28 protein-coding genes are annotated in these 24,702 nt (G+C 55.9%); 19 read left to right on the plus strand and 9 right to left on the minus strand.

Annotated elements, in window-relative coordinates; all coding sequences use genetic code 11:
* The 4 genes from TX82_RS10855 to TX82_RS10870 all read right to left on the minus strand — a co-directional run.
* The coding region (locus TX82_RS10855) for a PhzF family phenazine biosynthesis protein (RefSeq protein WP_052338258.1) at positions 1–831 on the minus strand (831 nt) is incomplete at its 3' end.
* A 188-nt stretch (positions 832–1,019) separates the two neighbouring features.
* The gene (locus TX82_RS10860; RefSeq protein WP_042251096.1) at positions 1,020–1,961 is read right to left on the minus strand and encodes a transketolase family protein; all 942 of its coding nucleotides are present in this window, start codon (positions 1,959–1,961) and stop codon (positions 1,020–1,022) included.
* Positions 1,958–2,782: a transketolase gene (locus TX82_RS10865; protein ID WP_237100736.1), complete on the minus strand. Its 825-nt coding sequence runs from the start codon at positions 2,780–2,782 to the stop codon at positions 1,958–1,960. The genes TX82_RS10860 and TX82_RS10865 overlap by 4 nt, the downstream gene beginning before the upstream one ends.
* Positions 2,783–2,930: 148 nt before the next feature.
* Positions 2,931–3,578, minus strand: a complete 648-nt coding sequence (locus tag TX82_RS10870; RefSeq protein WP_005010373.1) for a response regulator transcription factor — start codon at positions 3,576–3,578, stop codon at positions 2,931–2,933.
* Positions 3,579–3,976: 398 nt separating this feature from the next.
* Between TX82_RS10870 and TX82_RS10875 the strand changes: the two genes are divergently transcribed.
* Genes TX82_RS10875 through TX82_RS10905 form a run of 7 tightly spaced genes read left to right on the plus strand, consistent with a single transcriptional unit; the run spans position 3,977 to position 11,806 of the window.
* Complete coding sequence (locus TX82_RS10875) at positions 3,977–5,677, plus strand: TolC family protein (protein ID WP_187291956.1); 1,701 nt, start codon at positions 3,977–3,979, stop codon at positions 5,675–5,677.
* Positions 5,674–7,002, plus strand: a complete 1,329-nt coding sequence (locus tag TX82_RS10880; RefSeq protein WP_005010379.1) for an HlyD family secretion protein — start codon at positions 5,674–5,676, stop codon at positions 7,000–7,002. Before TX82_RS10875 ends, TX82_RS10880 begins: the two co-directional genes overlap by 4 nt.
* Positions 6,999–7,721, plus strand: a complete 723-nt coding sequence (locus TX82_RS10885) for an ABC transporter ATP-binding protein (protein WP_005010381.1) — start codon at positions 6,999–7,001, stop codon at positions 7,719–7,721. Before TX82_RS10880 ends, TX82_RS10885 begins: the two co-directional genes overlap by 4 nt.
* Positions 7,708–8,916 (plus strand): ABC transporter permease, encoded by a 1,209-nt coding sequence (locus TX82_RS10890; protein ID WP_005010383.1) that lies wholly within the window; start codon positions 7,708–7,710, stop codon positions 8,914–8,916. The genes TX82_RS10885 and TX82_RS10890 overlap by 14 nt, the downstream gene beginning before the upstream one ends.
* 56 nt (positions 8,917–8,972) lie before the next feature.
* On the plus strand, positions 8,973–10,463 hold the full coding sequence (locus TX82_RS10895) for an anthranilate synthase component I family protein (RefSeq protein ID WP_005010384.1): 1,491 nt from the start codon (positions 8,973–8,975) through the stop codon (positions 10,461–10,463).
* Positions 10,397–11,317 (plus strand): aminotransferase class IV, encoded by a 921-nt coding sequence (locus TX82_RS10900; protein WP_084604065.1) that lies wholly within the window; start codon positions 10,397–10,399, stop codon positions 11,315–11,317. Before TX82_RS10895 ends, TX82_RS10900 begins: the two co-directional genes overlap by 67 nt.
* A gap of 51 nt (positions 11,318–11,368) precedes the next feature.
* Positions 11,369–11,806 carry an Lcl C-terminal domain-containing protein gene (locus tag TX82_RS10905; RefSeq protein ID WP_005010387.1) on the plus strand — a complete coding sequence of 146 codons (438 nt, stop codon included), beginning with the start codon at positions 11,369–11,371 and terminating at the stop codon, positions 11,804–11,806.
* A gap of 3 nt (positions 11,807–11,809) precedes the next feature.
* On the opposite strand, the gene TX82_RS10910 is transcribed toward TX82_RS10905, so the two are convergent.
* A complete protein-coding gene (locus TX82_RS10910; protein WP_005010389.1) occupies positions 11,810–12,199 on the minus strand; it encodes a hypothetical protein in 390 nt (129 codons plus the stop codon).
* A gap of 91 nt (positions 12,200–12,290) precedes the next feature.
* Here TX82_RS10910 and TX82_RS17050 point away from each other — a divergent pair, with 91 nt between their 5' ends.
* From TX82_RS17050 to TX82_RS16040, 5 genes are all read left to right on the plus strand, one after another.
* Positions 12,291–12,830 carry a PLP-dependent aminotransferase family protein gene (locus TX82_RS17050; protein WP_275450586.1) on the plus strand — a complete coding sequence of 180 codons (540 nt, stop codon included), beginning with the start codon at positions 12,291–12,293 and terminating at the stop codon, positions 12,828–12,830.
* Positions 12,776–13,432, plus strand: coding sequence for an aminotransferase class I/II-fold pyridoxal phosphate-dependent enzyme (locus TX82_RS17055; protein WP_275450587.1), 657 nt, complete (start codon positions 12,776–12,778; stop codon positions 13,430–13,432). The genes TX82_RS17050 and TX82_RS17055 overlap by 55 nt, the downstream gene beginning before the upstream one ends.
* The gene (locus TX82_RS10920; protein WP_005010390.1) at positions 13,417–14,097 is read left to right on the plus strand and encodes an alpha/beta fold hydrolase; all 681 of its coding nucleotides are present in this window, start codon (positions 13,417–13,419) and stop codon (positions 14,095–14,097) included. The genes TX82_RS17055 and TX82_RS10920 overlap by 16 nt, the downstream gene beginning before the upstream one ends.
* 39 nt (positions 14,098–14,136) lie before the next feature.
* Positions 14,137–14,940, plus strand: a complete 804-nt coding sequence (locus TX82_RS10925; RefSeq protein WP_005010393.1) for a methyltransferase domain-containing protein — start codon at positions 14,137–14,139, stop codon at positions 14,938–14,940.
* A gap of 87 nt (positions 14,941–15,027) precedes the next feature.
* Positions 15,028–15,450 carry a hypothetical protein gene (locus TX82_RS16040; protein ID WP_144079156.1) on the plus strand — a complete coding sequence of 141 codons (423 nt, stop codon included), beginning with the start codon at positions 15,028–15,030 and terminating at the stop codon, positions 15,448–15,450.
* Here TX82_RS16040 and TX82_RS10935 read toward each other — a convergent pair.
* From TX82_RS10935 to TX82_RS10945, 3 genes are read right to left on the minus strand one after another with little or no spacing between them, the layout of a single operon-like run.
* The gene (locus TX82_RS10935; protein ID WP_005010396.1) at positions 15,437–16,423 is read right to left on the minus strand and encodes a methyltransferase; all 987 of its coding nucleotides are present in this window, start codon (positions 16,421–16,423) and stop codon (positions 15,437–15,439) included. The genes TX82_RS16040 and TX82_RS10935 overlap by 14 nt on opposite strands.
* 13 nt (positions 16,424–16,436) lie before the next feature.
* A complete protein-coding gene (locus TX82_RS10940; protein ID WP_005010398.1) occupies positions 16,437–17,093 on the minus strand; it encodes a peroxiredoxin family protein in 657 nt (218 codons plus the stop codon).
* Positions 17,080–17,796 (minus strand): tetratricopeptide repeat protein, encoded by a 717-nt coding sequence (locus TX82_RS10945; RefSeq protein ID WP_005010400.1) that lies wholly within the window; start codon positions 17,794–17,796, stop codon positions 17,080–17,082. Before TX82_RS10945 ends, TX82_RS10940 begins: the two co-directional genes overlap by 14 nt.
* Positions 17,797–17,999: 203 nt before the next feature.
* Here TX82_RS10945 and TX82_RS17060 point away from each other — a divergent pair, with 203 nt between their 5' ends.
* A complete protein-coding gene (locus TX82_RS17060) occupies positions 18,000–18,908 on the plus strand; it encodes a DnaJ C-terminal domain-containing protein (RefSeq protein ID WP_005010401.1) in 909 nt (302 codons plus the stop codon).
* A gap of 102 nt (positions 18,909–19,010) precedes the next feature.
* A complete protein-coding gene (locus tag TX82_RS10955) occupies positions 19,011–19,307 on the plus strand; it encodes a 2Fe-2S iron-sulfur cluster-binding protein (RefSeq protein WP_005010411.1) in 297 nt (98 codons plus the stop codon).
* 6 nt (positions 19,308–19,313) lie between these two features.
* On the opposite strand, the gene TX82_RS10960 is transcribed toward TX82_RS10955, so the two are convergent.
* Positions 19,314–19,916 carry a cob(I)yrinic acid a,c-diamide adenosyltransferase gene (locus tag TX82_RS10960; RefSeq protein WP_005010413.1) on the minus strand — a complete coding sequence of 201 codons (603 nt, stop codon included), beginning with the start codon at positions 19,914–19,916 and terminating at the stop codon, positions 19,314–19,316.
* Positions 19,917–20,135: 219 nt separating this feature from the next.
* On the opposite strand from TX82_RS10960, the gene pyrR reads away from it, so the two are divergent.
* Genes pyrR through TX82_RS10985 form a run of 5 tightly spaced genes read left to right on the plus strand, consistent with a single transcriptional unit; the run spans position 20,136 to position 24,696 of the window.
* Positions 20,136–20,669: a bifunctional pyr operon transcriptional regulator/uracil phosphoribosyltransferase PyrR gene (pyrR, locus tag TX82_RS10965; protein ID WP_005010416.1), complete on the plus strand. Its 534-nt coding sequence runs from the start codon at positions 20,136–20,138 to the stop codon at positions 20,667–20,669.
* A gap of 4 nt (positions 20,670–20,673) precedes the next feature.
* On the plus strand, positions 20,674–21,612 hold the full coding sequence (locus TX82_RS10970; RefSeq protein ID WP_005010418.1) for an aspartate carbamoyltransferase catalytic subunit: 939 nt from the start codon (positions 20,674–20,676) through the stop codon (positions 21,610–21,612).
* Positions 21,596–22,888 (plus strand): dihydroorotase, encoded by a 1,293-nt coding sequence (locus tag TX82_RS10975; RefSeq protein ID WP_005010420.1) that lies wholly within the window; start codon positions 21,596–21,598, stop codon positions 22,886–22,888. Before TX82_RS10970 ends, TX82_RS10975 begins: the two co-directional genes overlap by 17 nt.
* A gap of 21 nt (positions 22,889–22,909) precedes the next feature.
* A complete protein-coding gene (carA, locus tag TX82_RS10980) occupies positions 22,910–24,037 on the plus strand; it encodes a glutamine-hydrolyzing carbamoyl-phosphate synthase small subunit (protein WP_005010422.1) in 1,128 nt (375 codons plus the stop codon).
* Entirely contained in the window at positions 24,034–24,696 is a 663-nt protein-coding gene (locus tag TX82_RS10985) for a DUF7986 domain-containing protein (RefSeq protein ID WP_005010425.1), read from the plus strand. The genes carA and TX82_RS10985 overlap by 4 nt, the downstream gene beginning before the upstream one ends.
* Positions 24,697–24,702: the final 6 nt, after the last annotated feature.

The raw sequence follows: 24,702 nt of genomic DNA on the forward strand, positions 1-24,702 counted from the left end.
GCGGATAGAACCAATCTTCCCCCCCGCCATTTCCACAGAGACCTTGATTTCCGAGGGTCTATTTATTTCCAACCCCTGTTCGAGGGTCAGATCCGAAAGGCGGGTGGCGTCCAGAACGTGGTGATGCGCAAGGTAAGCTCCCATTGCCCCGGCCACGCTACCCGTCGCCGGGTCTTCCGGGATGCCGATGAACGGCGCGAAGCCGCGCGTGTGGACCTGCGCTTCGGGGTTCACCGCTTCCAGACAGAATGGGTAAATCATGTCGACTTTCCCCAGAATATCACGCAGGCGTGTGAGGTTGAGGGCGGTTCTGCCGGTTGCATCCAACGATTTTAGGGGAACGAACAGGGCCGGAAAGCCGGTGGAAACCACCTGTGCGGGAAGATTGGGATGAAGATCCTTTGCGTCCAGACCCAATGCCTGCGCGATGGCCTGGCGATCGGTTCGCGGACTCTGGAATTCCGGCTGAGGCTGAACCATCATGAAGGTGCTGCCTTCGCGCTCGACGTCAATCGGGCCGATACCCATCTCAAACCGGCATGCATCGCGGTCTGAGCCCAATAAACCCTGCTGGAATAGAACGTGAGCCGTTCCCAGTGTGGGGTGGCCGGCAAAAGGGATTTCTTTTCCGGGAGTGAATATTCGGACCTGAAAATCGCAGTCGGTCTGGCTGGGAGGAAACAGAAATGTTGTTTCAGACAGGTTCATTTCCCGCGCGACGGCCAGCATTTGGTCGGCATCCATGCCTTCCGCATCAACGAAAACCGCAAGAGGGTTTCCCGCCAGCGGTTGATCGGTAAACACATCGACCTGGTAAAAGATTAGCTCCATAAACCATTAAAATAAATAAGTTAAAAAAGAGGGGGGCTAAACCGCCAAACCCGACCCTAATTTCAGGTTCCCATAACATATATTATGTCAACTTGAAATCAGGATAAAATGGGGGTCCCCAGAGAGCCCTGTTCTCGTTATGATTGGGATGGAGTTGATGGCGGTTCGTGCCGCCTGTTGTGGAAACGTCAGGCCGGCTGCGCATCGCAAAGAGCCAGGGCGGCCTTCGCGATGTGGTTGTGTGAGAGACCGTATTTTTCATACAGCTCTTTCTTCGATCCAGTTTCCGCAAAATGGTCCCGCACGCCGATCCGTTTGACCGGCACCTGCACGGCATGGTCGGCCAGGACTTCCAGCACCGCGTCACCCAGACCGCCGATAAGGTTGTGATCTTCAGCGGTCATCACGCGGCCATGTTTTTTGGCCTGTTCCACGATCAATTCCTGGTCGATGGGTTTGATGGTCGAAATATTGACCAGCGTGGCTTTCAGTCCTTCCTTTTCCATCTGTTCCATGGCGAACAGGCTTTCCTCAACCATGCCGCCAGTGGCGAAAATCACGAGATCCTTTCCTTCCTGCACCACATGACCCTTGCCCAGCTGGAACTGGAAATTCTCGTCGTAAATCCCTTTTACCTTGGCGCGGCCGAGGCGCATGTAAACCGGGCCCTCATGGTCGATCAGAAACTTGGTCGCCGCAAAGGCTTCCTGGTAATCCGCCGGCTGGATGACAGTGAGGTTGGGCATGGCACGGGTGTAGGCAATGTCCACCACCATCTGAGCGGTCGGCCCGTCTTCACCTACGGCGAGTCCGGAATGAGTCCCTACGAGTTTCACATTGGTATTGGAGTAAGCGATGCTGACCAGCACCTGATCCATGGTCCGACCCAACAGAAAGCAGGCGAATCCGGTTGCAAAAGCCACCTTTCCTGTGGTGGCGAGCCCCGCCGCCGTACACACCATGTCTCCTTCGCTGATTCCCATATTGAAGAACCGTTCCGGGTATTTGTCACCGAACTTTTTACTGCGTGTGCTGTCACTCACGCCGGCATCCAGCACGACCACTTTGGGGTTGCTGCCGAATTCCACCAACGCGGCTCCGTAGCCGTCCCGTGTTGCTCCGTCGATCATTCCAGCTCCTTCATGGCTTTTTCGTAATCTTCATCCGAAGGCGCCACGCCGTGCCAGGCGGTTTTGCCTTCCATAAAACTGACCCCTTTGCCCTTCACCGTATCGGCAATGATCACCCGCGGTTTTTCCGCATGGAGCGGCAAATTGAGCGCCTTGTGCACCTGTGTCATGTCGTGCCCGTCGATGCGATGCACATCCCAGCCAAACGACTCCCATTTGTCCTCAATCGGTTCCAGGTCCTTCAGGTCCTTGGTGATGTTGTCCTGAGCCACTTTGTTGTAATCAACAATGGCGATGAGGTTGTTGGTCTTGAACTTGACGGCGGACATGGCCGCTTCCCAGACCTGCCCTTCCTGCAACTCGCCGTCACCCATCAGCACATAAACCCGGTAGTCGAGATTGTCGAGGCGAGCCGCCAGGGCCATCCCGTGTCCCGCACTCAGCCCCTGTCCGAGGCTGCCCGTGGCGATTTCCACGCCCGGTGTTTTCGGGTGCGGGTGACCGGAAAGGTTACGCTTGCTGTTGATCTTGCGGTAATCGACCAGCTCCTCCTGGGCAATGAACCCTGCCTGGGCCAAAGTGGCATAAAGAAGGCCCGTGGCATGCCCCTTGCTGAGGATAAAACGGTCGCGCTTCGGGTCGCGGGGGTTTTTCGGATCAAAACGCATAACGTCGAAAAACAGGGCCGCCGCGATGTCCGCCCCGGAAAGACTGCCTCCCGGGTGACCGGATCCGGCGCGATGGATGATCTCCAGACTTTTGCGCCGCAGTTCGCGAGCGATGCTTTCCAACTCCCCTATTTTCGGATCGGTTGACTGCATGGTGTCATTCATATGGACGAAATGGATTCAGGTCAGAAAATTGATTTGTGTCAGCATATTCCAAATTTTCCTAATTTTACAGAGGTAAATTGAGAAAAACCGAATTCAAATGGATTTTCAGGGAATCGGGGGTGGTTGCCGGGAAAAACTATTCAGCAACTACGTTATCAGATAGGATGGCATTGCATTTTTCGAGCAGATCCTCGAGGTCCACCGGTTTTTTAATAAACAGGTCGCCGCCCGCCTCCTGAACCTGTTTTTCCGTATATTGTGGACTTGCGGAGATCACAATGATGGTCATGAAACTGGTTTTCGGGTTATTCTTGAGATTGACGCACACTTCCAGTCCATTGAGGCCCGGAAGATTGATATCCAGAAGAATGATGGAAGGTAGAAAGTCGGCAGCCTTCAGACCTGCGTCCAGACCGTTGCCCGCAACTTCAACCAGGTACCCTTCCTTTTCCAGAAACTTTTTGACGAGGCTTGTGAATTTTTTCTCATCGTCCACAACGAGTATTTTTTTTGATGACTTGTCCTCGGTCTCTTTTTTAAGGATTTCCTTGATCATGGCAATGGTGTAACCGCTTTTCTGCAACTCGTACACCCGCTTGCACCGGTCTTTAACCCATGCCGGATAGTACCCGACAATGCCCTTGCCTCCCGGGTGGGCTTCTTTGGTGGGATCTGGAAAGAAGTTGTACTTTTTCTGCCATAGCCACAGGGTTTTACGAATTATTGGAATGACTTTCAATATATCTGCGGCGGTAACACGGGAAGCCGAGGCAGGATTATTCATGGGTTTGGTCACATTTTAGAATTGAATAAGACAGGCAATTCGGGCGGCCTGAAAGCATAGTGATTTATACTATACAGTTACTGTAAAAATTACAAGAAATTTTTCATTTTTACAGGAGGTCCTATAAAGGCCCTCGTCAGATCCGAATTATTTGGAATCGTGTTTTTCAGAAAGCAATGCCCTTCAACGGCCTGAAAAATGACCGGTTTGGGGGCGTCCCGCGGCCGGAACCGCGTGGCGGGAAATCAGGACGGCAGTTTCATGAAAGTGGGAACTCGGACCAATTTCCCTTTTAATGCGGTAAGTTATTATATTAAAATCGTTTTTCCCTTTAACCATTGGAGAATTCAGGGGCTATGCTTATGTTGATGAGGGGTGTGTACTCAGTTCGAGTAGTGATGATGGCCATCCAAATTCTTATTTTTCTTCCGGCGATTGTGCAGGCGGAATCCAGCCTGCTGGGCTCGGAGAACCGGTTTCGCCTGCAGGCAGGACTCCATCTTTCGGAAACGCAGGAAATTCAGGGGACGAATGCCGGAGACAGTGGGAACATCGAAGGTTCCCCCCAACCTGCGACCGAAGATTCGGCGACCAAGAAACCGGACATCGTGCTGAGCAATGTCCTGCAATTGTCACTGACCGATGTCATCCAAACCACCCTCACAAACAATGTTGCCATAGCGGTTCAAGAGTACAATTCCCGCATCCAGCGGCAGAACATCATCAATAATGAAGCCACTTTCGACCCCAGCGTCAATGCTGAAGTGCGGGCCCAGGACGACACGGTTCCCATCGCCTCTGCATTTGCCAATCCGCCTATCTCGAAAACCGATCAGCAACGGTGGAAAGTCGGCCTCAATCAGAAACTCACTTTCGGCACGGAGTACGAATTTTTTTATGAAGGTATCCGCGACGGTACGAACTCGCTGTTTGCCGGATTGAACCCCCAGTACACCACCCGGTTCGAGGTCAATTTGACCCAGCCCCTGCTCAAAAATTTTGGGCAGGATGTGAACAAAAGTAACATCTATATCGCGCGGAACAATCTCTCCATCTCCCAATATGATTTCAAAAACCAGGTCATCGACATCCTCACTTCGGCGGAAAATGTTTACTGGGACCTTGTATTCAGCCAGGAGGACTTGAAGGTCAAGCAGCAATCCGTCCAGCGTGCCCGTGACCTTGAACAGCGTGTCAAAGCCCAGGTGGAGGTGGGCACCATGGCGCCCCTGGAAATACTTCAGGCCCAGGCCGAGGTGGCGTCGCGTGAAGAGGCCGTCATCAACGCGGAGAAACTGATTAAGGATAATGAAGACAATCTGAAAAACATTCTGAATATCGCATTCGACTCGGAAAAAGGTACGAAAAATATCCAGCCCCTCGACGCGCCCCAGTACGACCCTCAAGCAAAGATCGACCTCAATCATGCGATCAGCCAGGCACTGAGACAACGCCCGGATTACCTGTCCAAGAAAAAAGAACTGGATACACGTAACATCCAGGTAGAGTTCAATGAAAACCAGACCTACCCTACTCTGGATCTGGTGGCCAGCTACGGTCTCAACGGCATCACCGGTGACGCCCGGCCTGTCGGTCTTGGGGGTGCTCCCCGTATCAGCCAGTTCGGGGGGACCTTTGGGCGCGGTATGGAACGGGCTTTGTCCACGGATTTCGACAGTTGGACGGCGGGAGTGGTGTTCAGTTATCCACTCGGCAACCGGGCGGCGGAGAGTCAGTTGACGGCCGCCAAACTGGAAGTCGCCAAGCTCCTTCTGGATATCAAGGACCTGGAAAAGACCATCATTATTGAAGTGCGGGAAGCGGTCCGCCAGCTTGAAACGGACATCAAACGGGTACAGGCGGCGCGAGTGGCCCGGCACCTTGCAGAAGAAACATTGAACGCCGAATTGAAAAAATTTGAAGTTGGCCTGTCCACCAGTTTTCAGGTGCTGGAGTTTCAAACCGATCTGGCCGAAGAGCAAAGCAAGGAACTCCTGGCCATCATCGATTTCAATAAATCGCGAATCAATTTCCGCAAGGTCATTGCCTCCACGCTGGATCATCACAGGATCGAGCTGGCGGAAGAACAGAAACCATGAAAAAACTCCTTATTGCATTAGGGGTGGTCGTTCTTGCGGCCGGCGCGTTCTTTCTGGTCCAGAGCGATGGGAAAGAAAATGAACGCCCCAAAAAACATCCCTTCCGCACGGCCAAGGTCGAGCGCGGCACCATGGTGGTAAAGATTTCCGCAACGGGTATCGTCGAACCCAACTTCCAGGTGGAGGTCAAGTCCAAAGCCAGCGGCGAAGTGCTCAGTTTTCCCTACGAAGAGGGTGATGCCATCCGGAAAGGCAAGTTTCTGCTGAGACTGGACAAGTCGGACGAGGTGCGCAACGTCAAGCGGGCCGAAGCGAACCTCGCCAGTGCGAAAGCACAACTCGACAAAGCCAAAACGTCTCTCAAACTCCAGATCACGCGTTACGAAACCGATCTGCAGGGGGCCAAATCCCAGGTGGAGGAAGCCCGGGCCAACCTGGTGGACGCGCGCGACAAGCTGAGGCGGCAGGAAGACCTGTTTCAGAAAAAATTCACTTCCCGCGAATCGCTAGATACCGCACAAACCGCTTACAAGGTGCGGGAAGAACTTCTGGAGCAGGCCAAGGCCAACCTGCGTGCGGCCGAGGACAGCGTGCATGACATCGAGGTAAAAAAGCAGGACATCGAACTGGCTAAAGCCGATGTCAAACGGGCCGAACTGGAACTGGCTGAGGCCAAGGAACGCCTGGCCGAAACGGAAATCTACGCTCCCATCACCGGCGTGTTGATTGAAAAACTGGTCGAACAGGGCCAGATCATCGCCTCCGGCATCACCAACGTCTCTGGCGGTACGGCGCTCGCTAAAATCGCCGATATGTCCAAACTGTTCATCGTGGCCGACGTGGACGAAACCGACATCGGCAAGGTGGAGGTTGGGCAGAAGGTGAAGATCACAACCGACGCCTACCCGAACGAGGAGTTTGAAGGTGTGGTGACCCGCATCGCCCCCAAGGGGCTGGTCGAGGACAGCATCACCATCTTCAAAGTCAAAATTGAAATCCAGGGCAAGGGCCGTGATATTCTGAAACCGATGATGACGGCGAACGTGGACATTATCAGCCGGGAGCTGGAGGATGTCACCTTTCTTCCCCGAGAAGCCATCCACCGCGAGGAAGGAACAACCTTCGTCGCCGTACTCGAGAACAATCAACCCCAGGCGCGGCCGGTGGAACTGGGTGTGAAGAACCCGATTGAAATCCAGGTGGATGGCGTGAATGAAAACATGGAAGTGCTGATCGGGGACTGGGAAGAAATCAAGGATCACTTCAAAACGGATGAAGACAGCATGTCCACCATCCGCAAGATGCTGTTCATTCTCCGGCGTTGACCGTGGCTCTCATCGAAATTCAAAAACTATCCAAAACCTACGACCTTGGCGCCGAAAAAGTGTTCGCCCTGCGTGACGTCAGTTTTTCCATGGAGGCGTCGGAGTTCGCCTCCATCATGGGGCCGTCGGGAAGCGGCAAATCGACCCTGATGAACCTGCTCGGATGCCTGGATCTCCCCTCTTCCGGCACCTACCGGCTGGACGGCATTGACGTGCAGAACCAGTCTGCGGACGAGTTGGCCGAAGTGCGAAACAAAAAAATCGGTTTTGTCTTCCAGAGTTTCAACCTGCTTCCCCGCGCCACGGCGCTGGAAAACGTGGAGTTGCCCCTGTTGTACGGACGGGTGAAGGAGCCCGCCAAAAAGGCAATGGACGCGTTACAGAGGGTGGGACTCGGCCACCGCGCCAAACACAAGCCGAATGAGCTGTCCGGCGGTGAAAAACAGCGCGCCGCCATCGCCCGGGCGCTGGTGATCAATCCGCGCATCATTCTGGCGGACGAACCGACCGGCAACCTGGATTCCAAAACGAGTGCGGATATCATGAAACTGTTCACCCGGCTGAATGAGGAAGGCGTCACCATCATCCTTGTCACGCACGAACAGGATATTGCCGCCTACTCCAGAAGAATCTTTCAGATGCAGGACGGAAAATTGGTTAAGGATAGCGGATCGGCGCCGCGTGTTTTGATGAAGGAAGAAGCCCATGCTGATATTTGACCTTATTCGGATGGCGCTTCGCAGCCTGGTGGCCAACAAACTGCGTACGTTTTTGACTGCGCTCGGCATCATCATCGGCGTCGGTTCGGTGATTTCCATGATCTCGCTGGGTGAAGGGGCGCGTAAACAGACGCTGGAAACCATCGCCAAGTTCGGGACCAACATCATTTCCGTAAAACCCGGCCAGAAAAGCCGCCGCCATGTACGGAGCGGCAAGGTGGAAACGCTTGTGCTCGAAGACGCCCGTGCCATCCGTGAGCATATCGACCGCATCACCGGCGTCTCGGCGGAGGTGTACCAGAGTGCGCAATTGAAATTCGGTAACAAGAACCGCAATGCCACCGTGCGCGGAACGGAAGAAGATTATTACTGGATGTCCAATTTCCAGTTGGATAAAGGGCGCTACTTTGCGGACACGGAGGTGCGCACCGCCCGCCGTGTCGCCGTATTGGGAGCCACGGTCACCAAAAATCTGTTCGACAATGTCGATCCTATCGGCAAGACGCTCAAAGTGGACGGGCAGAATTTTCTCATTATCGGGACGATGGTTGCCAAGGGGGCGCTGTCCTGGTTCGATCCGGACGACCAGATTTTCATTCCCGTCACCACCGCGCAGAAACGCCTTTTCGGCATCAACTACCTGCAATCGATCGACGTGCAGGCCAGGCGTATTCAGGACATTGATGTCATCAAGCAGGATATCGAATCCCTTCTCAAGCGGCGGCACAATATCCGGGAAGGACAGGACAATGATTTCCACGTGCAGAATTCGGCGGAATGGCTGAACAGCTGGGGCAATGCGGCCAAAACTTTTCAATATCTACTGGGCGGCATTGCATTCATTTCGCTCATGGTGGGCGGAATCGGCATCATGAACATCATGCTGGTGTCGGTCACCGAACGCACGCGGGAAATCGGCATCCGCATCGCCATCGGCGCAAAAAAGCGGGAGATCCGCCAGCAGTTTTTGATTGAATCCATATTCATCAGCTTCCTTGGCGGATTCATCGGCATCCTGATGGGAGCCGGTGTTTCCATGGGCGTGTCGAAGCTGGGGGGGTGGGATATGATCGTCTCCGTTCCCTCTATCCTTCTGGCGTTTGGGTTCTCCGTGATCGTAGGTGTGTTCTTCGGTTTGTACCCTGCCAACAAAGCCGCAAACCTGAACCCCATCGATGCCCTCCGCTACGAGTGAGCAAATCGGTCCCATCCTGATATAATCGACTCCAACAATCACCTGCATCTGAAGCCATGAAAGTCTGCCCCGATAGATCGCGTTTTATTGAACTCGCCGCCACTTGCCCGCGCGTGCCCGTGGTCGGAGAGCGGAGTGTTGATTCATTCAACCCTGCCGAGGCATATCACCGGTTGTACGGTGAAGCCGAGCGGTCCTTCCTTTTCGAAAGCGGCAAGGGACCCGACGAGACGGCGCGCTATTCGTTTTTTGGCCGAGCCAATGAAAAAGCCATCTCCCTGCGCAACAACCAGTTCCAGATTCACAACAACGGGGACCGGGAAACGGTTTCTCTCCCGGCCTCGGACGCGCTCAAACGGTTGAACTTCGAGCCGGGTCTGGATGCGATCGACCACGTCGATCATTTCTGGGGTGGATGGGTGGGTTGCCTCAGCTACGAGATGGCTCACTGGTTCGAAAATATTGAACCGCGGGTCAAGGACGGACTCGACCTGCCTCTTCTGTTTTTCTTCCAGGTGGAAAGCCTGTGGGTGTACGACCACCGGCAGGCGATCCTAAAATACATCGTCGCATTGAAAATAGAGAACGATCCCGAATCGATTCATTCGCAGGTCAAGGAAGAACTGGAATCCGGGTGGCGGGAGATGGATCGCTTCATTGAGGAAGTTTCAAATTCCGCACAAAACGAAATCATGCCTGCCCCTTCCCTGCACTCCGCATCTCTGGAATCCAACATCACGCAGGAAGAGTACGAACGCATGGTGGAACGGGCCAAAACGTACATCGAGGAAGGTGACATCTACCAGGCCAACCTGGCGCAACGGTTATCCGTAAAGTATGAGAGCGATCCGTTTCCATTGTACCAGCGCCTGCGCAAAGTGAACCCGTCCCCGTTTTCCGGCTATCTGAAGTTCGACGGACTGGTGCTGGCAAGTTCATCTCCCGAACGGCTGGTAAAGGTGGTGCGGGACCGGGTCGAGACGCGGCCCATCGCCGGCACGCGTCCCCGCGGCAAAAGCGAAGAGGAAGACGTGCGCCTGTCTGCCGAACTCCTGCTCAACGAAAAGGAAAAAGCCGAGCATTTGATGCTGGTCGACCTGGAACGCAATGACCTCGGTCGCATCTGCGAGCACGGCAGTGTCCATGTGACCGACCTCATGTTCCTCGAACAGTACTCGCACGTCTGCCACATCGTCTCCAACATCGAGGGACGTCTCAAACCCGGCGTGGATGTGGTCGACATCCTTGCCGCCGTGTTTCCCGGCGGCACCATCACCGGCTGTCCCAAGATCCGGTGCATGGAAATCATCGACGAGTTGGAGCCTTCCCTGCGCGGCCCCTACAGCGGTTCGTTCGGCTACATCGGGTTCGACCGCCACCTCGATCTCAACATCATCATCCGCACCATCCTGGTTCAAAGCGGACGGGCGCATTTTCATGTCGGGGCGGGAATCGTCGCCGACTCCATTCCGGAGAAAGAATGGCAGGAGACACTGGACAAGGCGGCGGCGATGATCCAGGCATTGAGCGGGGAGCCGGTGGGATGACGCCGGTGGTGTATATCAACGGCCGTTTCGTGCCCCAGGAAGAAGCGCGCGTGTCGGTGTTCGACCGGGGGTTCCTCTATGGCGACGTCGTGTTCGAAACCCTGCGCGCTTACCGGGGACGCATCTTCCGCCTCGCCGATCATCTGGACCGACTGCACCAGTCCGCCGGACAAATTCACCTCACCGTGCCGAAAGCGGCGGACAAGCTGGAAAGCCTGCTGTACGAGGTTCTTCAACGCAATGAACTCTACGACGCCATCCTGCGCCTCACCCTGAGCCGGGGCGAGAGTACCGGTTTCGACATCGTGCCGGACGCCCCGCCAACGCTCGTCATCACCGCCCGCCCGGTAGAGCCTCTGCCGGACTCCCGGTACCGCGAGGGTGTGTCGATACTTCTTGTTTCCGACAGCGCCCCACGCCTCCCGGGAGTAACCCGGCAGGCGAAGTCGGGAAACTTTCTGCCATACATACTTGCCAGGCATATGGCGCTCGAGGCGGGTCACTGGGACGCCATCCTGCTCAACCACCGAGGGGAAGTGTGCGACGCTTCGACCAGCAATGTGTTTATTGTCCGGGGCGGCGTGCTGAAAACCCCACCCGTCGGGGAATCGGTACTGGCGGGCATCACACGCAAGGTGGTGCTGGAACTGGCACAACAACCGGTTGTCGCCGCGTGTGAGGAAACGCTTCAGGCGGCCGACCTGCACCAGGCCGATGAAGTCTTCCTCACCAATACGGGAATCGAATTGCTGCCGGTCACTCGCGTAGATGATACGGTCATCGGGAATGGCCGGCGGGGTCCGATTACAGCACGTTTGCACGCGGCATTTTTAAAATCGATTGAGTCTTTGTGAAGGTGCATTATAATTGCACGCATTTGAATCGAACTGGAATGGATACAGATTATGGATGCAAAGGATTTGTACGAAGACACTCCGCGCGGGGTGATCGTTGATAAGAAAATGAACCTGGAATGGCTGCCCAAGGACGCCCGTGGTGACCTGGGCAAGTGGGTGACCTGGGACGAGGCCAACTACTACATTCAGACCATGCGCAACGTCTATGCCGGCGGTCACGCCGACTGGCGCCTGCCTACCAAAGAGGAGGCGCTCAGCCTGTACAATGAAGACCTGTCGCTCGTGGACTGGGAGGGAGAGACCATCCACATCCACCCGGCGTTCGTGCCCAAATGCGGCCGCGTCATCTGGACTTCTGAAGCCAATGAGGAAGGTCAGGCCTGTGCGGTGAATTTGCAGGACGGCACCGCCGAGTTCGTGGACAAGTTGAACCGCGACGAGTACACCACCCGCCTGGTGAGAAGTCCAAACTCTAAAGGCAAATAAACTTCACTTCGGTGCGGCGCTCTGCCAGAAGGCGTGCGCATCCAGCGAACCGGCGTTCGCCTCCCGGTACGCGTCTCCCTGCACCGTCGTTTCCAGCACGCCGTCGTCGGTGGGCATCACCACCTTGGTATCGCAGTGCTTGGTGCGGGTGAAGCCGTTGAACAGGGACGCCATCGTCTCCGGCTTGAGGTTCAATGGAAACCGCCGCGCGATGCGCGTCTCGTTTTTGGCATCGTGCAGATCGACGCACAGCGCGCCGTCTTCCAGCCAGTACTCGATGTCCTGCCCTTCTTCCTGCCCCGGCACGAACACCGTGTCGTCCACCTTGATGGCGAACGCCGTGCTGACGCGGCCCTTGATCCAGACTTTTCCCGTATCTTTTATCTCCGCCATGACTCGAAATATAAGTTGGAGTGGCTTTTGACTTGAAGAGGCTTTTATACCATAATTTTTGTTTTCAAAAGCCTTGGGAGTGGAAAAATCCTTGGACTCGCCCCTGGAACGTCGCCTGCAAAAAGAACTTGAACAACGCCGCAAAGACAACCTTCTGCGCACGCTGAAGGTGGCCGGGTCCTGCCGCCTGAACCTGTCGAGCAACGACTACCTGCAACTGCGCACCGACCCGGGCGTCGTAGCCGGGGCGCGCCAAGCGCTGGAACGATACGGAGCCGGAAGCGGTGCCTCTCCCCTGCTCTACGGCTACCTGCCCTGCCACGAGCAACTCCTCGACGCGTTACTGCAATGGAAACGCAAACCGGCGGGCCTGGTGTTCAACACAGGATTCATGGCCAACCAGGCGGTGCTCAAACACCTGCCGGGGCCAAAAGACCTCGTGCTGGTGGACAAACTCATCCACCACTCGGTCATTCAGGCCATCCTGCAAGGCAAGGCCGACTACAAACGTTACTCGCACCTTGACTTGGGTCACCTGGAAGAACTGCTGGAAAAAATAAAAGTGCGTACGAAACTGTGTTCGTCGTCACTGAAAGCGTGTTCAGCATGGACGGCGATTACCCGGACCTGAAAGCCCTCGTGGAATTGAAACAGCGTTTTGGCTTCGTGCTGGTGCTGGACGAGGCCCACGGCACCGGGGTGTTCGGTCCCACTGGCGGTGGGCTGGCCGAGGAGACGGGCGTGCTGGATCATGTGGACATCCTGGTCGGCACGCTGGGCAAGGCGCTGGCCAGCATGGGCGCGTACGTGCTGACCGCATCGCAGACGGTGATCGATCACCTCGTCAACCACGCGGGCGAGCTCATTTACTCCACTTACCTCGCCCCGGCCTGTGCCGGAGCCGCGTCCGCGGCCATCGGCAGGGTGCAGTCCCTGCACACCGAGCGGCAGCGTCTGCGCAAAAACGCCGCGTGGTTCCGCGACGAACTGGTCAAGGGCGGATGGACGACGAACGCGTTCGACTCGCAGATCGTGCCGGTGATCGTGGGCGACCCTGACCGCGCGCTGGCCCTGCGCGACCGTCTGCTGGAGAAAGGCCTGCTGGCGGGGGCGGTGCGTCCGCCGACGGTGCCGCCGAACTCATCGCGCCTGCGCCTGTCGTTTCACAGCGGCATCACGCAAGACCACCTGCACGAACTTTTGGAGTTGTTAAACGCATGCCGAACGGTTTGACCATCACCCTCATTTGCGGCTGGGCCATCCCGGAAGACTGGCTCAAAGAACTGGCGCAACCGTTCTGCCCGGAAGCCACGGTACACGGCGTGTACCCGCGGGACCCGTTCGATGCGGAGGAAGCGAAACGGATTTTGCAGACCCCCGCCCCGGACATCGTCATCGGGTATTCGCTCGGCAGTCTGTGGCTCCTGCATCACCGCGAGCACCTGCCGGAGGCGGCGGTCAAAATCCTCATGGCTCCGATCCTCGCGTTCAAGCAGGAGGCGGGGCTGAGCGGGAAAATCCCGTCGGCGCAACTGGAGTTCTTTTTACGGACGGTGGAGCGCACGCCGGACCTGCCGACGGTGCTGGGCGACTTCATGGCGCTGGGCGACATCGTTCTGCCGCCGGAAGCGAAAAATGACATCCCGGAGCGGGACACGCTGTTACGCGGTCTCCAGTTTCTACGCGACGTCACGGTTTCGCCCGATGCCACAGCGGGGTTCCATGCGGTGCTGGGTGACCGCGATCCGTTCACCGACGCCACCGCCCTGCAACCGCTCGTGCCGTCGCTGGAAGTGGTCCACGATTGCGGCCACCACCCCGAACCGCTCCTGCAAACCATATTCCAGCTTGCCGCAGTTCAGGAGCGTTTGGCCGCCTCATCCGGCAAACGCATTTAACCCTTCTTCCCTCTGCCGTTAGAAAGTACAATCCATTCTATGAACGCGAATCACAAAACCAGCCGCGGTCGCGGTGAAGACGAGTTCGAGTCGAGCCTGATCCAGAGCTTTTCCAAACACGTCCGCACCTACGACAAAAACGCGCAGTTGCAGAAGACCATGGCCGAGCGGCTGGCGGCGCTGTTGTCGCCCGCCCTGCCCGCGACGGTGCTGGAGCTGGGTTGCGGCACGGGACTGTTCACCCGGCACCTGCTGGCGCGCGGCGCGGAGAAACTGATCCTGAACGACATCGCCCCGGCGATGATCGAGTACCTGAAAGACCACCTCGACCTGCCCGAGGGAACGCGGTTCCTGGAGGGCAATGCGGAGCGGATCGAGTTTCCGCCAGCCGGGTTGATCGCCGCCAACGCGGTGTTTCAGTGGTTCCAAAATCCGGAGACCACCATGGAGACCCTGCACCGCAGTCTGCCCGAGGGCGGGCAGATTGTGTTCAGCACATTCGGTCCGGAAACGTTGCAGGAGTTCCGCGACTCCGGCGGGCTGGAGGGTCCGACGCACCTCCTGTCGCTGGACAAATGGAAAAGCCTGCTCACCCAATGCGGGTTTCAGTGGCTGGCGGCCGAGCGTGAAAGCCGCGAGATTTTCTTTCCCGGCACGCGCCACCTCATCCGCAACCTGCAACAGATCGGCGCCGCGCCGCTACGCATGATGAAGACGGGCGAACTGCGCCGCCTGATCGAGACCCACGACCGCAACTTCTCCACCCCGCAGGGTGTGTACACCCACTGGGAGCTCTATTACTTCTCGGCGGTGAAGATTGGTGCGGAGCCTCGCAGGATTTAAATTTTGGATATTTTAGGATTCTCACTAGAATTATTAGAGTGCCCTCAACTCAAAGTATTGCTTTGATTTTTTGACAAAATCATTCAAATGATCAAACACCTAAAACCACCAATCATATTTTTGGTTATTCTTCTCTGCGCTTGTGAAAATTCAAGTTCCATTCAAAGGCATGATGTCATAGGTGTCTATAAAGCCAATCACGGGAAGGCAATAGATACAATCGCCCTGAATAAAGATGGAACTTATACACACACCTACAAAAACTCAAATGAAGATTTCAGGGAAATGAATATTTGGGAGTTTGAATACTTTCAGGGCCAACCCCTGATCAGCTTTATGAATTTCAGTCATAAATGGGATGGAAAATATTTTGAGGGAAGTAAAGAGCGCTGGATTTGGCCCGCACATGTAGAAAAAACAATATTTGGAAAAATCAGGCTTCCCTTGGACGATGACCTTGGATTTTATTTTGAAAAATTAGAAGAAGAACGGAATGTTATTTCCGAGTAGCGACGATGACGTGCGAGCCTTCGTCCAGCTTGTGGGTCTGGAACTTGTGGAATCCGGCTTTGGTGAGCAGATGCTCGGTTTCCGAAAACGTGTAGGTCTTGCCCGTTTCGGTGAACAACAGCATGGTGAGGGAAAACATCGCCGCCTCGTACGGCGCGGTGCGGTCTTCGTTGAGAAAGAAGTCCACCACCGCCAGCCTGCCGCCGGGTTTGAGCGCCTTGTGGATTTTTTTGAGAAGCTTGCGGTTTTCGGCGGGGTTGTAGATGTGCAGGATGTTGGAGAACAGCACGGTGTCGAATCCGTTGCCGTAGTCCGTTTCGAACAGGTCGCCGGGCTTCATGGTGAACCGGCTGAAAAATTTTTCTTTGCCGAACAGCGCCCGCGCCACGTTGCAGGCGGCGTCGCGGTCGAGTAGCGTCGCTTCCGCCTTTTTGTCCTGACGCAGGACCGCCGCACAGTAGGAACCGGGTCCGCCGCCCAGGTCGAGAAACTTGCCGATGGATTTTTTCTTCGCCAAGAGTGCGGCGATTCTGGAAGCGTAGGGTTCGCTCCGCTCGTGCATGGCGTAGGAGAAGCAGTGGCGGAACTCCGGGTCGTCGCCGTCCTCGAACGCCGTCAGGTCGCGTCCTTTACGGATGGTTTGGATCAACTGGTTCCACTCATCGTTTTTCTCCATCTTCAGATGAGCGGTGCCCTTTTTGTAGTCGGGGCTGGAACGGCAGAAGTGCTTATACATCTCCGGCGTGTTGGCGAATTTGCCGTTTTTGGTTTTCTTAAGCGCGCCCAGCGCCACCAGCGCGTGCAGGAGTGCGGACATGCCTTCGTCCTGCGCCTCCGCCTTGCGGGCGATTTGTCGGACCGTCATCTCCTTTTTGTCGAGGATGGTGAACACATCGAATTCGAGCGCCGCCAGGAGCACGCGCGCGTCTTCGAGCGCATCGATGATGTTAACGAACTTTTCGTAGGTGAGCACCCGCGCCTCCCGGTTATTCGTTCAGCAACTGCTCGACGTAGCCATCCAGTTTCAGGCCCGACCCAAACAGTTTGTGCCTCAGAATGCCCTGTTTGTCAATCAGGATCGTGGACGGCGTGCCGCGGAGTCCGTACCGGTCGAAGGTACTGGCGTCGTATTTTTTGCTTTGCAGGTATTGTTTGATCTGGGTTTTGACCGCGTTCAGAGTGTGACCCGGCATGTTTTCGTAACCGGGGAAGTCGCGCGCGAGGAAGGCCTCGATTTCCTCCGGCGTCGCCCCGCCCTCCCGTTTCACCAATCGGTCCCAAGCCAGCGGAAAAGGAATGGAAAAAGTCAGCCGGCCGTTCTGCAGCATGCCGCTGTTCTGCAGGTACGCGAGAGTCTCGCCCACCACCTCGCCTGTGTGCGCGAGTTTTTTCAGGTTTTCGAGGCTATTGAATCGATAGTCCTCGAACGCCGTGGCCAGTCCCCAGATCTTCAACGGCTGTCCCTGAAACTTCTGGTGCACCGCGAGGACTTCTGGAAATCCACCGACGAAACAGCCGGGGCAGTTGACCTGGAACACCATGACGAGGATCACGTTGCCGCGTTCGCGGTCGATATTGGAGGCTTCGCCCTGCACCCACTCGGCAACGTCGAGTTGGGGCGCGGGTTGATTAACTTGCGACATCGGGTTTCTTTCCCTGGGTGATGAGCACGAGATTTTGCAGGATGGAAAGCAGTTCGCCTGTGGGTTTTTCATCCAGCGCTTTCTGCAATATCCACAGCGCGCGGCTTTTCTGTCCTTCCAGATTGTATATCATGCCGAGCATGGCGTGGGCCACCAGCCATTTGTCGGTGGAGGCATGATCTTCGATGATGGGATCGAAATAGGATTTGGCCTTTTCGTATTCACGCAGGCGGTAGTAGTTGGAACCCAGCCCGAACAGGATGTTGTCGTGCAGGTTGGGTGGAAACTCGGTGGCCAGCACCCGGTTGAACATGGCGATGCTTTCCGCGTAGCGCGCGTCGCGGAACAGCCGGATGGCCATCTGGTACTCATCCGGACGGAACCGGCGTGCCTCGCGGGCTTTGTGAATGGCTTCCAACTGCTCCTCCAGCAGGGACACCGCCTCCCCGGATTTCTGCAGTTCATCCACGTTGGCCTGGTGTATGGCGTCGATGCTATCCAAATCCTCGCTGTACCGTATGGTCCACTGGTGATACTGCGGGGTCTGGAAGGAAACCAGATTTTCCAGAATGATTTCCTCGCCCAGCGTGTGGGCGTATCCCATGAACAGCTTTTCCAGATCGGAACTCATGGCATCCAGCACCTGCTGACGTCGGTGACGGGCGGCCAGTTCTTCCTCGCTGGGCGGAGTCCAGATGTGCATTTCGGCCGGATCAATAGGAGGTGGAGGAGGCACCACAGCCTCTTCGGGCGGTGCGGTTGGAGCAAGATGCGTGCAAGCCCCGATAAAAAAACCGATACCAGCATTGCTATTTTAAAAAGGCGTTTCATTACATTAATGAGTATAATATTGGCAATAACAGCCAGTTTAGATTAGAACCACATATAAATCAAGCACTTAGCTACATGAAAAGCTACTACAACATATTGGGCGTGGAACGCGGCGCCTCCCAGGACGACATCAAAAAGGCGTATCGGAAGCTTGCCCTGAAATACCACCCCGACCGCAACAAGAATGATGCGGAGGCTGAAAACCGTTTCAAGGAAATCAGCGAGGCCTACGCCGTTCTGAGCGACAAGGACAAGCGCAAGAAGTACGACGCCTATGGCGCGGAAGGTTTCCGCCAGCGCTATTCGCAGGAGGACATATTCCGCGATTTCGACTTGGACGAGATCCTGCGCAATTTCGGCTTTGGCGGGGGACCGGGATATGGCGGCGGTTTCGGCCAGTTCTTCGGCGGTCAGGGCGGAGGTTACCCCGACCCGTTCGGTCCGGGCATGGGGCGTCACCCTCGACGCAACAAGGGCGCGGACATGCTGAGCGACATCACCATCAGCTTCGAGGAAGCCGCGCTGGGGGCGGAAAAGCGATTCTCCGTGGACCGGCCGACCGGCCGCGAGGACACCAACCTCAAGATTCCAGCGGGCATCTCCGAGGGCAAAAAGCTGCGCCTGAGCGGCAAGGGCCATCCCGGGATGAACGGTGGTCCCCCCGGCGATCTCTATTTCCGCGTTCATGTCCAGCCCCATCCCCTGTTCACGCGGGAGGGCGACAATATCCTCGTCGAGCAGACGATCGATCTGAGCGACGCCCTTCTGGGCACCACCATCGAAGTCCCCACACTGGAAGGCACCAAGCAGGTGAAAGTGCCCGCAGGCACCCAGCCCAATTCCAAATTGCGGCTGAAAGAACTTGGAGTCCGGGCCAATGGCAAGCGTGGCGACCAGCTGGTTAAAATCAAAGTAGCCCTGCCCAAGGAGCTCACCGAGGAACAAAAAAAGCTTGTCCAAAAAATGAAAGAAGTTGGCCTATAGTATTAATAATAAAAAATAATTTAGTTTAGCGGTGCCGCCTTCCGCGGTGTTCCCTATTTCTCTTTATCTCATTCGGATTCAATCTGGTCAGGGAGTGTTTGTATGGCAAAAGTGGTATTTCAACCGGACAACGTCACGCACGAATGCGAGGACGGCATGTCTTTGATCGATATATGTGAGGAAGTGGAGGTCTCCCTGTCCTTTGGCTGCACCGAAGGCACCTGCGGGGTGTGCGAGTTGACGGTGGTCGAAGGACGGGAAAACCTGTCGAAGATCACCGAGGAGGAAAAGGACTATTTGTATGAAGAGGATTTGGAGGGCGGCATGCGCCTGGGTTGCCAGGTGAAGGTGCGCAAAGGCGACGTGACCCTCACCTGGAAGGGCAACCGCGCCAAATAAACGGATTCATTTCCATTCGGGCGGCGTTCCCCCTCCCGGTTTCCACAGAATCTCATCGTCGCCGCTGACTTTCGCCAGCCAGCGGCCCAGCACATAAAACGCATCGGACAGACGATTGATGAAGGGTCCCACCTGCGAGCCGATTTCCTCCTTGCGGCCGAGGGCGATGATTTCCCGCTCGGATCTGCGGCACACGGTTCGGCATTGATGCAGAAACGCCAGGGGCAGGCGCCCTCCGGGCAGGGTGAAGCTTTTGAGCGGCTCGAGGTCGCGGTTCATCGTGTCCATCCAGGATTCCATCCACGCCACCTGCTCTGCCTTGACCCCGATTTTCATTTCCCGTCCTGTCTTCGGATCGGTGGCCAGTTCACTTCCCAGGTCGAACAGCCATTGCTGGATGGCGGCCAGCGTCTGGTCCACCCGCTCGCGTTCCTGTTCCGCGGGAATTTGATCCAGCGTGCTTCGTACCAGACCCACCAGGCTGTTGAGCTCGTCCACCGTCCCGTAGGCCTGTACGCGGGGATGGTCCTTCGGCACGCGCACCCCGCCGACGAGCGAGGTTTCTCCCTTGTCTCCCTGTTTCGTATAAACTTTAGTGATGCGTACCAAGGCGGCGCCCTTTCTTTTAAACTCTCAAAGCAAATCCGCTTGACTTGCTTCCGGTCAACGGATATAGTCAGACAACATATAGACCTCTTTAAGGCAGTCCTGTGAGATTGTCAAGGGATCCAGAATGAGAGCACAAGTATCTTCACATGCGATGACTCCTCCAAGGGTGTATGCACCCGCGGGGGATTTTTTTTGCCGGCAACCGGCAAAGGCGGATTGATGACATCCACGGTCCTCAACTCCGACGACATCCAGCGCGCCATTACCCGCATCGCCCACGAAATCCTGGAAAAGAACAAAGGCCTCGATAACCTCGCGCTGGTAGGTATCCGCACCCGGGGCGTGACCTTTGCCGAGCGCCTTCAGGCCAAAATCCAGGAAATCGAAAAGGCAAAACTGGACCTGGGCATTCTGGACATCACGCTTTACCGGGATGACATTGGCGCCGCCAAACAAAAACCGGAATTGAAAAAGACCGCCATCGACTTTTCGCTCGAGGGTCGCAAAATCGTATTGTGCGACGATGTTTTGTTTACGGGGCGCACCATCCGCGCCGCAATCGACGGCATCATGGATTTCGGGCGCCCGGCGATGGTGCAACTGGCGGTGCTGATCGACCGCGGTCACCGCGAACTGCCGTTCCGCCCCGATTTCGTCGGCAAGAACATTCCCACTTCGCGCGAAATGCGGGTGCAGGTGGAACTGAAGGAAATCGACGGCAAAGACCGCGTCGTGGTCCAGAACAAGGAATGATGCGATGACGGGATTGAGTTGCAGGGACATTCTGGGAACCGAATCGCTGACACAGGAGGACATACACCTGATCCTCGATACGGCGGAATCGTTCCGCGAAGTCTCGACGCGCCCGATCAAAAAGGTCCCCACCCTGCGCGGCCGCACCGTCATCAACCTGTTTTTCGAGCCCAGCACGCGCACCCGAACATCGTTTGAAATAGCAGGCAAGCGCATGAGCGCCGACGTCATCAACATCTCCGGCTCCACCAGCAGTACGGTGAAAGGCGAAAGTCTGCTCGACACAGCCTACAATCTGGAAGCGATGAGCCCGGACCTTCTGGTGGTGCGCCATTCGGAGTCGGGCGTGCCGCACATGATCGCGTCGCACATCAAGACACCCGTCATCAACGCCGGCGACGGTCAGCACGAGCATCCGTCACAGGCTCTTTTGGACCTGCTCACGATCCGCCAGCGGGTGAAGAAACTGGACGGGTTGAACGTGCTCATCGTCGGTGACATCGCGCACAGCCGCGTGGCGCGGTCGAACATCCACGCCATGAATAAATGCGGCATGAACGTGACGCTGGTAGGACCCCCCACCATGATGCCGGTGGGTATCGAGAAGCTGGGCGTGCGGGTGTCGTACAATCTCGCCGATGCTGTGGAGGACGCCGACGTCATCATGATGCTGCGTATCCAGATGGAGCGTCAGAAACAGCACCTGTTTTCCAGTATCCGTGAATACGCGAACCTGTTCTGCCTGACACAGGACAAACTGAAAAAAGCCAGAAAGGATGTATTGATCATGCACCCGGGTCCCGTCAACCGCGGCGTGGAAATCGCCCTCGACGTATTGGAAAGCCGCCATTCGGTCGTTCTCCACCAGGTCAACAACGGCGTCGCCGTGCGCATGGCCCTCATGTTTCTTCTTATGGGAGGCGGTGATGAAGCTGCTCATTAAAAACGGACGGGTGATCGATCCCGCCAACCATCGCGACGGCCAGTTTGACGTGCTGGTGGAAAAAGGCCGCATCCTGAAGGTCGCACCGCAGGGCAAGCTCTCAAAAGCCGAAACCGACGGGGCGAAGGAAATCGACGCCAAAGGCTGTGTGGTCACACCGGGTTTTCTCGATATGCACGTGCATTTCCGGGAGCCGGGCTTTGAATACAAGGAGACGATCCAGACGGGATGCGAGTCTGCCGCCGCCGGGGGATTCACCACCGTCGCCATGATGCCGAATACCAATCCCGTCAACGACACGCGGTCGGTCACCGAGTTCATGCTGGCGCAGGCGCGGACACACGGCATCATCAATGCTCTGCCCATCGGCGCCATCACCAAAGGACTCAAGGGCGAGGAATTGACGGACATGAAGGACCTGAAGGACGCGGGAGCGGTGGCTTTGTCTGACGACGGCCGGCCTGTGATGAGCAATCAGCTCATGCGACGGGCATTCGAATACAGCCGCATGTGTGACCTGCTCCTCATTCAGCACAGCGAAATCCTCGACCTGACCAAAGGCGGATGCATGCACGAGGGCGCGATTTCTACCGAACTGGGGCTGAGTGGCATGCCGCACGAAGCGGAAGACATCATGGTTTATCGCGACATCGCCCTGCTGGAGAAAACCGGAGGACGGCTCCACGTCGCGCACATCAGCAGCGGCAATTCGGTGGAACTGGTCCGACAGGCAAAGAAACAGGGCCTGCCTGTGACTACGGAAGTGGCGCCCCATCATTTCATGCTGACGGATACCGCCGTGCGCGGCTACGACACCAACACCAAAATGAGCCCGCCGTTGAGGTCTGATCGCGACATCGAGCGCATCAAGGAAGGATTGGCCGATGGCACCATTGACATGATCGCAACCGACCACGCGCCGCATGACGTGGTGGACAAGCAGGTTGAGTACTCGCACGCCTGTTTCGGTGTGGTGGGACTGGAAACCGCCCTGCCCCTGAGCCTCAAGCTGGTGGAGGAAAAAGTCCTCACCCTGCCGCAGGTGGTGGAGAAGCTGACATCGCGACCGGCGGAGGTGTTCCGTCTCGACAAGGGAACTTTGAGTGAAGGTAAGGACGCGGACATCACCATCTTTGATCCGGACGCAGAGTATACAGTGGATGCAATGAAGTTTAAATCCAAAAGCAAAAACTCCCCTTTTCACGACTGGCAGGTGAAGGGCCAGGTTCGGCACACCATCTATCGCGGCAAGGTGGTTTATTCCAATCCATCATGACCGCATAAGGGTTTCTCAATAATGGAAGCGATTCTCGCATTGGAAGACGGACGGATTTTCCGCGGCAGGATGTTCGGCGCGGAAAAAGAAGTCACCGCCGAGGTGGTGTTCAACACCAGCATGGCGGGTTACCAGGAAGTGTTGACCGATCCTTCCTATTGCGGCCAGATGGTGGTGATGACTTATCCGCTGATCGGCAACTACGGCATCAATCCGGAAGATTATGAATCGGATCGTCCGTACCTGTCCGCCTTCATCATAAAGGAACTGAGCGGCATTCCCAGTAACTGGCGGTCGACTGAAACGCTGGACGCATTTTTGAAACGGCACGGAGTGGTGGGACTCCAGGGACTCGACACCCGCGCCCTCACCCGGCATATCCGAGAAAAAGGTGCGCAGAGGGCTGTTATTTCCAGCAATGGATCGAATCCTGCGGCATTGGTTGAGAAGGCAAAGGAGGCACCGCAGATGGTCGGGCGCGACCTGGTCAAAGAGGTGACCTGCGAGCAACCCTACATCTGGGAGGAAGGCGACTGGGACCTGCGGAAAGGGTACACCCGCTTCGAACGCAGGGCCGGAGCGAAGCCTTATTTCGTGGTAGCCCTGGACCTGGGTATCAAATACAACATTCTGCGCCAGCTCACACAGAGCGGATGCCGTGTGACTGTCGTGCCCGCAACCACCACGGCCGAGGAGATTCTGAAATTCAAACCCGACGGTGTGTTTTTGAGCAATGGACCCGGTGACCCAGCGGCGGTGACCTATGCCATCGACACTGTACGGTCGCTCATCGGCAAAGTGCCAATCTTCGGCATCTGTCTTGGGCACCAGATTTTGAATCTCGCGCTCGGTGGTAGCACGTACAAACTGCGCTTCGGTCATCACGGCGGCAATCAGCCCATCATGGACTCGGAAACAAAAAAGGTAGAGATCACTTCACAGAACCACGGGTTTGCGGTGGACGCAGCGACCGCACAACCCGATGTCGAGATCATCTCCCTCAACCTCAATGACAGGACCGTCGAAGGCATCCGTCATAAATCCCTGCCCGTGTTTTCGGTGCAGTACCATCCGGAAGCCGCCCCGGGCCCGCAGGATTCATCCCATCTTTTTGAACGGTTTGTAAACATGATGAAACAGGCTTCATGATCCGGGAAACACTCAACAAATTGATTGAAAACATCACCCAGTCGCACCCGATGAACGATATCTACCAGGCCAAGAAAGAATATCAGGCCATGTCGGGTGAAATTTTCGAGGACGACAAATCGTATGAAGCGCGAATGGGTTTGTTCCTGGAATGGTTTGTATTTGACCGTCCGATCAATGGCAGTGAAACTCCATTGCACAGATTCATGGAGAACCGCCCGGACGAAATTTCCGGTGACGAACAGGAGTTGTGCGAGGGATTGAAAGCAAGCCGCCATAGTTTGTTCCTGATGAAAAAGTCCGGAAAGGGACATGTGGTGGTGCTCGATCTGTTTGAAGATGAAAAGCTGGTTGTGAAGGAGGATGAAGGAAAACTGTTTTTCAACAAGGAGGATGTGTTCGAAGCACGCATCCTTCCCTTCCGAAAACAGTATTTTTTTACAGAAAATTTCTGTCATCATCCACGGGCCACATACAAATACATCCTGTCCAAGGTGAAACCCGTCATTGCTGAAGAAAAACAGGACCATAAAACTCTTAAAAAAATGAATAAGGAATGGTTTTCCTTAAAAAAAGATATCGACGGATTCACCCGCAAAATCGGAATACTGGTAGTCAAGCGAGACGGCACCGATTCGGAAAAGAAAAAGAGAAACTAAGCCAAA

This window comes from Nitrospina gracilis 3/211 (genome assembly GCF_000341545.2).
Classification (GTDB): Bacteria; Nitrospinota; Nitrospinia; order Nitrospinales; family Nitrospinaceae; genus Nitrospina; species Nitrospina gracilis.

What these genes read in the sequence shown, in the direction of transcription:
- TX82_RS10860 (WP_042251096.1), bottom strand. Translation starts at nt 1,961, where the DNA reads ATGATCGACGGAGCAACACGGGACGGCTACGGAGCCGCGTTGGTGGAA.
- TX82_RS10865 (WP_237100736.1), bottom strand. Translation starts at nt 2,782, where the DNA reads ATGCAGTCAACCGATCCGAAAATAGGGGAGTTGGAAAGCATCGCTCGC.
- TX82_RS10870 (WP_005010373.1), bottom strand. Translation starts at nt 3,578, where the DNA reads ATGAATAATCCTGCCTCGGCTTCCCGTGTTACCGCCGCAGATATATTG.
- TX82_RS10875 (WP_187291956.1), top strand. Translation starts at nt 3,977, where the DNA reads ATGATGGCCATCCAAATTCTTATTTTTCTTCCGGCGATTGTGCAGGCG.
- TX82_RS10880 (WP_005010379.1), top strand. Translation starts at nt 5,674, where the DNA reads ATGAAAAAACTCCTTATTGCATTAGGGGTGGTCGTTCTTGCGGCCGGC.
- TX82_RS10890 (WP_005010383.1), top strand. Translation starts at nt 7,708, where the DNA reads ATGCTGATATTTGACCTTATTCGGATGGCGCTTCGCAGCCTGGTGGCC.
- TX82_RS10895 (WP_005010384.1), top strand. Translation starts at nt 8,973, where the DNA reads ATGAAAGTCTGCCCCGATAGATCGCGTTTTATTGAACTCGCCGCCACT.
- TX82_RS10900 (WP_084604065.1), top strand. Translation starts at nt 10,397, where the DNA reads ATGGCAGGAGACACTGGACAAGGCGGCGGCGATGATCCAGGCATTGAG.
- TX82_RS10905 (WP_005010387.1), top strand. Translation starts at nt 11,369, where the DNA reads ATGGATGCAAAGGATTTGTACGAAGACACTCCGCGCGGGGTGATCGTT.
- TX82_RS10910 (WP_005010389.1), bottom strand. Translation starts at nt 12,199, where the DNA reads ATGGCGGAGATAAAAGATACGGGAAAAGTCTGGATCAAGGGCCGCGTC.
- TX82_RS10920 (WP_005010390.1), top strand. Translation starts at nt 13,417, where the DNA reads ATGCCGAACGGTTTGACCATCACCCTCATTTGCGGCTGGGCCATCCCG.
- TX82_RS10925 (WP_005010393.1), top strand. Translation starts at nt 14,137, where the DNA reads ATGAACGCGAATCACAAAACCAGCCGCGGTCGCGGTGAAGACGAGTTC.
- TX82_RS16040 (WP_144079156.1), top strand. Translation starts at nt 15,028, where the DNA reads ATGATCAAACACCTAAAACCACCAATCATATTTTTGGTTATTCTTCTC.
- TX82_RS10940 (WP_005010398.1), bottom strand. Translation starts at nt 17,093, where the DNA reads ATGTCGCAAGTTAATCAACCCGCGCCCCAACTCGACGTTGCCGAGTGG.
- TX82_RS10945 (WP_005010400.1), bottom strand. Translation starts at nt 17,796, where the DNA reads ATGCACATCTGGACTCCGCCCAGCGAGGAAGAACTGGCCGCCCGTCAC.
- TX82_RS17060 (WP_005010401.1), top strand. Translation starts at nt 18,000, where the DNA reads ATGAAAAGCTACTACAACATATTGGGCGTGGAACGCGGCGCCTCCCAG.
- TX82_RS10955 (WP_005010411.1), top strand. Translation starts at nt 19,011, where the DNA reads ATGGCAAAAGTGGTATTTCAACCGGACAACGTCACGCACGAATGCGAG.
- pyrR (WP_005010416.1), top strand. Translation starts at nt 20,136, where the DNA reads ATGACATCCACGGTCCTCAACTCCGACGACATCCAGCGCGCCATTACC.
- TX82_RS10970 (WP_005010418.1), top strand. Translation starts at nt 20,674, where the DNA reads ATGACGGGATTGAGTTGCAGGGACATTCTGGGAACCGAATCGCTGACA.
- TX82_RS10975 (WP_005010420.1), top strand. Translation starts at nt 21,596, where the DNA reads ATGAAGCTGCTCATTAAAAACGGACGGGTGATCGATCCCGCCAACCAT.
- carA (WP_005010422.1), top strand. Translation starts at nt 22,910, where the DNA reads ATGGAAGCGATTCTCGCATTGGAAGACGGACGGATTTTCCGCGGCAGG.
- TX82_RS10985 (WP_005010425.1), top strand. Translation starts at nt 24,034, where the DNA reads ATGATCCGGGAAACACTCAACAAATTGATTGAAAACATCACCCAGTCG.